7 protein-coding genes are annotated in these 9,415 nt (G+C 43.6%); all 7 read right to left on the bottom strand.

Annotation, left to right across the window (positions count from 1 at the left end; translation table 11 throughout):
- Positions 1-29: 29 nt before the first annotated feature.
- Entirely contained in the window at positions 30-1,652 is a 1,623-nt protein-coding gene (locus AC1DSE_RS23480) for an extracellular solute-binding protein (RefSeq protein WP_477510883.1), read from the bottom strand.
- Between the two features lie 30 nt (positions 1,653-1,682).
- Positions 1,683-2,573 carry a carbohydrate ABC transporter permease gene (locus AC1DSE_RS23475; protein ID WP_339204837.1) on the bottom strand — a complete coding sequence of 297 codons (891 nt, stop codon included), beginning with the start codon at positions 2,571-2,573 and terminating at the stop codon, positions 1,683-1,685.
- A 33-nt stretch (positions 2,574-2,606) separates the two neighbouring features.
- Positions 2,607-3,533, bottom strand: coding sequence for an ABC transporter permease (locus tag AC1DSE_RS23470; RefSeq protein ID WP_477510884.1), 927 nt, complete (start codon positions 3,531-3,533; stop codon positions 2,607-2,609).
- Positions 3,534-3,776: 243 nt separating this feature from the next.
- On the bottom strand, positions 3,777-4,781 hold the full coding sequence (locus AC1DSE_RS23465) for an N-acetylglucosamine kinase (protein ID WP_477510885.1): 1,005 nt from the start codon (positions 4,779-4,781) through the stop codon (positions 3,777-3,779).
- An 18-nt stretch (positions 4,782-4,799) separates the two neighbouring features.
- Positions 4,800-5,804, bottom strand: coding sequence for a LacI family DNA-binding transcriptional regulator (locus AC1DSE_RS23460; RefSeq protein WP_339204840.1), 1,005 nt, complete (start codon positions 5,802-5,804; stop codon positions 4,800-4,802).
- A gap of 130 nt (positions 5,805-5,934) precedes the next feature.
- A complete protein-coding gene (locus AC1DSE_RS23455; protein WP_477510886.1) occupies positions 5,935-8,163 on the bottom strand; it encodes a family 10 glycosylhydrolase in 2,229 nt (742 codons plus the stop codon).
- A gap of 503 nt (positions 8,164-8,666) precedes the next feature.
- Positions 8,667-9,415 (bottom strand): zinc-binding dehydrogenase (locus AC1DSE_RS23450; protein ID WP_477528270.1); only part of this gene is annotated, 749 nt, incomplete at its 5' end.

Here is a 9,415-nt window from a genome sequence, read left to right as displayed (position 1 = left end):
TTGTAGATCTGGGTTACACCTTGCTCCACTCAATATTCGGCATTTATTTTCTTAACATTTGCCTGCCATTTCTCCGTTTTAAATTCGAGCAGCCGCTCCAGCCCTGCTTTTTCTGCGTCATTTGATGTTTTCTCTAAGATGGATGCGACCTCATCATCAGATTTAGCAAACACCATATTTGCAAAGGCTACTGTGAAAATATCAGAGATTTGCTGTGAGATAATGCCGAGCTCTGAATCAGGCAGCGGATCCACATTGACAAATTCGGTAATGTCCTTCGATGTCTCCCAAGTGACAGAGCTTTGCGCTATCGTCTCCCATGATCTTAGCTTCTCCGACAAGGCCATCTCCAAGCTTACCTTGGCTTTATCGATGAAGGTCGTGTTGCCCGCCCAGTTGAAATCTTCAAATTTTCTCATCGTTTCCGAACGCTTATTGACGTCCCCATTTTTATAGTTTTCATTCGGAATTGGAGATCCATCCTCATTTTGCTCATCCCAATAAAGGCCTTGCGGTCCGAAGAATAGAACCTTCTGTCCTTCAGGTCCTGTAAGCCAGTCATAATAAGCGAAGATTGCTTCGGGATCTTTGGCTTCAGTCGTAATAACGTTGACATTCCATCCTAAGCTTTCAAATCCACTCACAAAAATATTCTTTTTGTCCAATCCAGCTTTATGAATCGGCCAAATAATTTCGTAACCACCGTCTGGTTTAACCTTAGTCAATTCACGATGCCCTTCTGCTCCGTAAGTTGTAATATTCGATTCGACCATAACAGCCACTCGGCCTGTGTTTACTTTTTCTTTGACTGCATCCTGGGTTTGTGTAATAGCATCTTGGGTAATCAATCTCTCTCGGAATAGCTTGCTAATATACTTCATCGTTTCCTGAAATGCAGAGTCCTCATAGATCGAGACTAGCTTGTCGCCTTCCGGATAACCCCTCATGCCGATGAATTTGCTAGTTACACCTTCTTTGAAGCCTCCGTACAACAATTCCAAGCCTGCGCCTTTCTCCCCAACCTCAAGCGGTACAACATCTGGGTACGTGTCTCTGACTTTAATTAAGTAATTGTATAGATCATCGAATGTTTCCAGCTTCGGTCTGCCAAGTTCATTATAAATTTCTATGTTTACCATCCATCCGCCGTTCCCAAAGGTTCCCGATGTATACCAATTTGGAATTTGATAGATTTTCCCATCCTCGGAACGAAGTAGATTGAGCGTAGATTCCTTCACATACTTTTTGAAATTGGGATACTTATCGTAATACTCATCAAGCGCCACAAGCTTTCGTGCTTGAACCAAGCGGTCGACTGTCGCACCGCGATCAGTAAATATGACATCTGGCAAATCGTCAGAGACAATCATCGTGTTCAGCTTCTCCACCGATGCGCCGCCAGATTGAATCGGCTTAACGGTAACTTTCTTGTTGTCCAAAATCCATTTGGTCGCTTCGTTATCCGCCCAAGGTGCCGTCGTTAACCAATCATAATGACCATAAAATGAAAACGTTACCGGCTTTGGACCGTCGTTTCCTCCGGAATTATCCGGGTTGTTCGATACTTGCGGCCCATTGTTGTTGTTTGAACAAGCAGCCAGAAAAACCATTAGGACAATCAATAACGACACCCATCTCAATCTTGTATTCATTTTTTCCCCTACCTTCTTTTTTTATTGGGACTATCCCTTTATCGAACCGATCAATACCCCTTTGACAAAATATTTCTGCAGGAAAGGGTAGGTCAGAATGATGGGAATAGTAGCAACCATCATCGTAGCCATCAGAAGAGACTTTGTCGTTATGCTTCGGTTTCTGTTGATATGTTCCATTGCGATTGCATTGCCGGACGACATTTCTGTCATAATATTCGAATTCATAATTTGCCTTAATAAGGTCTGAATGGGCAATAGCTCATCCTTGGAAATATAAATGGCTCCGGTAAACCAATCATTCCAATGCCCCACCGCCGTAAATAATCCGATGGTAGCTATAATTGGACCCGAAATAGGCACAACAATTCGAAAGAAGATTCCATAATTGCTGCATCCATCGATCTTCGCTGATTCTTCCAGACCATCGGGAAGCGCGGAGAAAAAGGTACGGAAAATGATCATATGATACACACTGATCAATCCCGGAATAATCATGACCCAGAACGTGTTCATCAATCCAAGGTTTCGCACCAGCAGGAAGGTCGGAATTAATCCGCCGCTGAAAAACATCGTCACAATGAAGAAAATCATATAGTAATTCCTTAGCTGTAGATCTCTCTTAGACATCCCGTATGCAAGCAGCGACGTAACGAATACGGACAGAATCGTGCCGATCACTGTACGCATCACCGAAATCCAGAAGGAATTCAACAATCGAGTATCCTTGAATACAACATTATAATTTTCAAGTGTAAATGCCCTCGGCCAGATCGTAACTCCCCCAAGTGCCGTATCTCTTCCTTCATTAAAGGAAATAACTAGAGAGTTCCAGAAAGGATAGAACATCACGATTCCCAAAATGACCAGGCTCGCATATATCAAAGTCTGAAATACTTTATCGCCCGTGCTAAGCCTCATGCTTGCATTCCCCCCTTTATATTGCAAAATGAATTACCAAAGACTAACTCCCGCCCTGCGTGCCACTCTATTGGCTATTAGCAGTAAAACTACACTAATAATAGATTTGAACAAACCAACAGCTGTCGCGTAAGAGAACCGTGAATTTTGAATGCCTACTCGATAAACATAGGTATCTATGACATCTGAATATTCTCTGAGAATTGGATTGGAGGCTAGCAATAGAATATCTTCAAATCCAGCACTAAGGATCCCGCCAATGGCCAAAATCATGAAGATGATAATAACCGGCGTTATACATGGAAGTGTCACTAAATACATTTGCTTAAATCGGCTTGCTCCATCAATAGATGCAGCTTCATACAGCGTTGGATCTACTCCTGCAATGGCAGCTAGGTATACAATGCTTGCAAACCCAACCTCCTTCCACACGTTGACGCTTACTAGAATCGACCAGAAGTACTCAGGGATGGATAGAAAATTTATGGGATGCTCTATGAGATCCAGTTTTGCGAGAAGAATGTTCACTGTACCGTTATCAACCGATAACAATGAGACGACGAATCCGGATACGATGACCCAGGATAAAAAATAAGGCAGGTAACTGACCGTTTGAATGATGCGCTTAAACGCCATATTTCGAATCTCATTAAGCATGAGAGCCAAAATTATCGGTGCTGGGAAAGAAATGAGCAGCTTTAAAAAACTGATAGCTATCGTGTTGCGCAGCACATTAAAAAATTCCGGAGCATTAAAAAATAGCCGAAAATTAGTCCATCCCACCCACCGACTATCCCAAATCCCTGCAAAAATGTCATATTGCTGAAAAGCCATTAACACCCCATACATCGGAATATAACTGAATACAAATACGAAAATGATTCCGGGTAAAACCATAGTTTGAAGATCCCATTGTTTCATAAATAGGCTGCGTCTAGTTGGCTTTGAGTTGATTTTCATTCGCCTTTTRCTCCTTTGCCAAGATTAAATAAATCAGATAACATAGGTATTTAATATCTCTTGAGTTGCTAGTTTGAACCGCTGCTACCTGCTGCTGTAGCAACTCATCCTTCCTATAGGAATAGTTCTAACAATGGAATGGAACCGCTTTCAGTATACGAAAAATTCAATAGCACCAATTCTGATAAGGAGCATAACTGGCATGATACGATTACAGATATTTCCCACTCACTATGATTATTTTTACATCGTTTTTTGAACATTTTGAATATTTCGAATATTTTTTAGCTTAAATTCGCTTAAGTTATTCATAATATCGGGTGATACCTCCTCACCACTGCTCTCCATTGCTAGAATGAGAGCACCAACCGCCGGCTCCGTATTTAAAATAGTAATCGAACAACGCGGCGCTGCTTGCTTAACCTTTCGTTCAATAATACTCCGCAGCAGCCCGTCCTGATCGCCGCGTGTCAATATACTGCCTGCCAAGACAATATCGAATTTCTCCTCGTTCATGGCTAATCGATTGATAGTTGCTGCGGCCGCTAAACCCAATTCTTCGCCCTGCTTTATCAAGATACGCCTAGCTACTTCATCCCCTTGCTGCACGGCATCGAACAACAATTTTGCAACTTCGACAGGCAAATAGTTGGAGTAATCAAGGAAATTATCCCTTAACGCCTCAACGCTTTCATACCCTAATTTATTTATCAGCAAATTCGATAAGCTCGTTTCTTCCTCTCTTCCCTCCCAGGCACGCATTACACTGCGGAATACCTCTATACTCAAATCTTGCCCTCCGCCAAAGTCACCGAACATATAGCCGAATCCCCCGCATTGAAAGGATTCGCCTTTTCTGTTCATTCCCGAGCAATTCACCCCTGTTCCACAGATGAGAACAACACCAAATGGCTGATTCGTTCCTGCTCGAAGCGCTATTGTTGTATCACACGAAATATTTGTATTCGGAAGATTCATCTTCTGAATGATTGGCCTTAAGATGCGATAGTCGCTTTCTCTGTCCGCACCAGCTAAGCCAAACCAAGCAAATTCGATTTGATCAACGGTTAATTGGGCTTGCCGTAATGCATCTGAGACTGCACTACGCAGGCTTTCTTCCGCTTGATCACGATTTGTTTGGTGATTGCCGTTTCCCCCTCTTCCTACACTCAGAATGGTTCCCTCAGAATTAGCGACGAGGGCATAGGTTTTACTTCCCCCTGCATCAATACCCATATAATATTTCAAGTAAATCGTCACTCCTATTTATATCGAGTTATTTTTTCTCAAGTAGGCCGTTGATTCTCTAATTAATAATTGGGGTGTAAGCTTGGTGATCGTTGTTTCCTGAATCGTGCCGTTAATATGCTTCAGGAGCAGTTCAACACCGATAGTGCCTAATTGTGCTTCAGGTTGCCTGACGGTCGTTAATCTTGGGAAAAACCCAGCAGCCAGCACCTGATCATCATAACCTACGACTGAAATATCATGAGGAACACTTAGCCCTTCTTCGCTTAGAGCATGGATAACCCCAAGTGCAATGAAGTCATCTGCTGCGAATATGGCCGTCGGCAGGCTGTCATCTCTGATCCATTTCTTAGCTACCTTGTAACCATCACTTACCGTAAACTGACTATACTCAATAGCAAATGGGGTTAGCCCTGCTTCGGACAAGGCTTGCAAGTACCCCCTTCTTCGCTCCTTAACACTCAAGAACAGCGTTGGTCCCCCAATATGGGCAATCTCCGTATGACCTAGATCTATCAAGTGCTTCGTAGCCTCATACCCACCTAAATAATTGTCTACAACCACACTCGATACATCCTCATGCTCTTCTTGATTATCCAGTAGAACGAAAGGAATATTCTTTCTTTTCAACTCGGCGATATAGCTTTCTTCTTCAATCGGGGAGAGGACAATAATGCCATCCACCCTGTCCTTCTGAAATAAGAAATTGCTGGTGTCCCCTTCCCCCTCATTTTCCGAAATTGACAAGGTTAGAAAGTATCCTTGCTCTGCTAATTTCCGATTGGCTGCCTTAATCACTCTATCGTAAAAAGAATCGTTAAGATTCATAATGGTCATGCCAATAATTCCGGTCTTTCCTCGAATTAGGCTTTGGGCAGCGGAGTTGGGCTGATAATTCAATTCTTCCATCGCCTTTAATACCTTCTCCCTGTTCTTTTCACGAACAGACGGTGCATTATTGATGACTCGAGAAACCGTTACAACAGATAAACCGGATTTTTTTGCCACATCATGTATATTCACTGTAATGTTGTTCTCCTTTTAGTAAGTATTAAAGTTAAATCCTTTTAATTTCAATGTGATGCTAGCATCCATCCAGCATTGTGTCAATCCTGGATGGATGCTAGGCGTTGTGTACCCTATAAATAGCTGCTTAACGCACAATCTTGACCTCATTGAACAAGGCCTGATTGGAGGTAGAACTGCCTGGATTGCTTAGAGCGAGCCCAATGTAAGCTCCGCTGTTCATGGTCAACGTGCGTCTGCCAACCTCTGTCCAGCTGACCCCGTTGGAGGAGATATAGCCAATGAATTGATTGTTTATTCGCTCCAGCTTAACCCAGCGCGGCAAGGATGCGGCAGTTACGGTGTCCGTTGTTACGCCTCCAGCTGCCTGCCTGTATTGAAATGATGCTCCATTGCTAGGGGTGATAAGCATGTCGACATGCTTCGCATTGGCACCCAAAGTCTCACGAATCATGACTCCCGCTTTTGCCCATCCGTTCATATTTGTCATATTGGAAACCTTAGCGATAATCGATCCATTACCGGTTAACGGAAGATAAGCATATCGCATTTTGTCTGCGGTTCCCCATATATCAGTGTCTCTGCTCGATAAAGTATAAGTTCCTGACTGAAAATGGGCAGCTCCTGTAGTCGAGTTAATATCCGTGGTTTTCCACAGTACAGGCAAAGCGCCGCTAAGCGAGACATGATCGATTATGGCTTGACTATTGGCCGAGCTGCTAGAATTGCTCAGTGCCAAACCTATATACACATTACTGCCCATTGCAATTGATGCGCTGCTCACTGCGGTCCAGTTTTCCCCGTCTGTAGATACCGAGCCTGTGAACTGATTGCCGCTGCGCTCCAGCATTAACCACGACGGAGGAGCTTCAGCTATAATATGATCGACTGTGTTCCCTTGGTTAGCTGCTCGGTATTGAAATGCGGCTCCATTCACAGGAGTTACGATCATGTCCGCATGTTTAGCATCCACAGCAAGCGATTCACGGATCATTAAGCCCGCTTTCGCCCAACCATCCATATTATTCATTCCTGCAACAAGGGCAACAATCGCTCCATCCCCTTGCAGAGATTGATAGATGTAGTTTAATTGATCCTCATTGCCCCATATATCCGATGAGTTGCCTGACAATGTGAAGACCCCGCCGCTATAGCTAGCACTACCTGGCTTAAAGCCAATATTTCTTGCCTTCCATTCCGTTGGAATATTCGCTGCATAGTCTTGTGCCACAGGCCAGGTCCTTCGCGAATTAATATCGCTTAGCACGTTCTCATCCCAAGCTCCATAGGAGAAGAAGGAGAGATGAGTCACTTGTGGAAAGTGATCTCTAATACCGCCATATACCTCCTGATATTCATTCACTGTCCAATCGTTATCCAGTGTTGGAACAATCGTTACTCCAGAGCCAGCAAGCGACGATGTATCTGACAAAATCCCATTGGCGCCATAGACCCATTCCGTGTCAAATTCCCAATCATCAAAATAAGCCATTGGTGCAACAAAATCAATCGCATCCTTGAACTTCGCAACATTCTGACCAACCTCTGTGAATTCCGGCGGCAAAATATAAACACCGAGCTCCATATCTGCTTTTATCTGATCGATGTCTTCACGAACGTCCTGCACATAGCCGCCGATTTGATCCGTTCTCCATTCATTCCATTCATTCCTGCGATTAGAATCCACATTAAAGTTAATATCGAGCGGAGAATATCCGTAAATACTCTCGTATAGGTTAACCGTGTAGCTGCTTACATCCATGTTGTAATCGTCAAATCTCAACCAATCGAGTACCACGCCATCTATATCATAGTTGCTTACAACCTCTTCAATTATCGAGCGCTGATAGGCTTGAACATCGGGATGGATCGGGTTGACGAAATATTCACTGCCATTCGAGCCTGTAAAAGGGACTACATTACCGTCAACGAAAGCGTGCATTTGCCAGCTTGGATCCTTAACAAATGCTGCCTGATCATGGAACTGGGGAATCCATGCACGAACCTTGATACCATACTGATGCGCCTGTGTAATCACATGCGAAAGCGCGTCGAAATTCTCATAACCGGCGGCAATCGGGGCAATCGCACTGTCATAGAATACATGACCAGAAGGCACCTCATCGTCTTCATCCTGCTTTACGTTCATGCTAATAATATCGACATTGTACTGAACAGCTTTTTGAATGAATGCCGTTACGTCAGCGACATTTCTAAATTGGTTAACGGTCCGCACAATGATCTCGGTTCCGAACGGTGCTTGTTGGCTTGCCTGAACTCCCAATGAATGAGTAGGAAATAGGACACTGACAAATAACACAAATACCAGCAATTTCAAACCTTTAGTTTTAATCACCCTAACATCTCCACCTTTTTCGTTAAAAGTTTAAAGCATTTAACTTTCAGGCTAAAAAAAATGTTAAAAACGTGAGATCACATATCGAGCGACTAACTGTTTGATGATTAAGTCCTAATAATGGTTTGTTTTTTCAAGTTGTTATTCAATCCACTGCAAGCACCTCGAAAGTTTAAAGCTTTTAACTTTAGCTAGATATTATCACTCAATCGGAAATGCGTCAATAACTGGAAGAAAAATATTGTTCTTCAGTGCTAAGCGATTCAGTACTGTACTGACAAGAGGAACACTACAATCAGGAGGAGAACTAGATGCCTCGCATTTATCCGATCACGTTCGCAGTGGACACAAAGGGAATAAGGGGGGAGAAAAAGGAAAAGAACTCCTTGCACCCGTCCCCAAGCGGAGCGTGCAAGAAGTTCCTATCGAAATATTGGAGTTACAGCATCTACTTGTTCAACCTAAGCTTCTTCGACATACTCCCAATCTGGATAAAAACTATATTATTTAACGACGCCATGGGGATCTATAACAAATTTCCGGGAAACGCCGCGATCAAAATCTTGATAAGCTTTTGGAGCGTCATTTAATGATATAAGCGTGGCATTCACGGCTTTAGCAATTTGTGCACGTCCGCTCATGATCGCCATCATTAATTCTCTGTTGTATTTCATAACTGGCGTTTGGCCTGTCACAAACGTGTGGGACTTCGCCCAACCGAGACCAAAACGAATTTTCAATGTTCCAATTTTCGAATCCTCATCCACAGCACCTGGATCCCCTGTTACATAAAGTCCCGGAATTCCTAAGCTGCCGCCTGCACGAGTAACTTCCATAATGGAGTTCAATACCGTTGCTGGCGCTTCGCCATGCCCCTCCCCATGCCCATGCGCTTCAAAACCAACACAATCTATCGCCGAATCTACTTCAGGAGATCCCAAAATTTGATCAATTTGTCCAGCCAAATCACCATTCTCACGAAGATTAATCGTCTCACAACCAAAGCTTTTCGCTTGGGCAAGACGCTCTGCATTCAAATCGCCGACGATAACAACCGCTGCCCCTAGCAATTGAGCAGAATGCGCTGCAGCAAGACCTACCGGAYCTGCACCGRCAACATATACCGTTGAACCCGGGCGAACCCCAGCACTAACCGCACCATGGTAACCTGTTGGGAAAATATCGGAGAGCATCGTTAAATCCAGAATTTTTTCCATTGCTTTCTCTTTATCTGGGAACTTCAATAACTGAA

This window comes from Paenibacillus sp. 01L418 (assembly GCF_056400045.1).
Note: the sequence above shows the minus strand (reverse complement) of the source record. Positions and strands in the feature narration are given on the sequence as shown.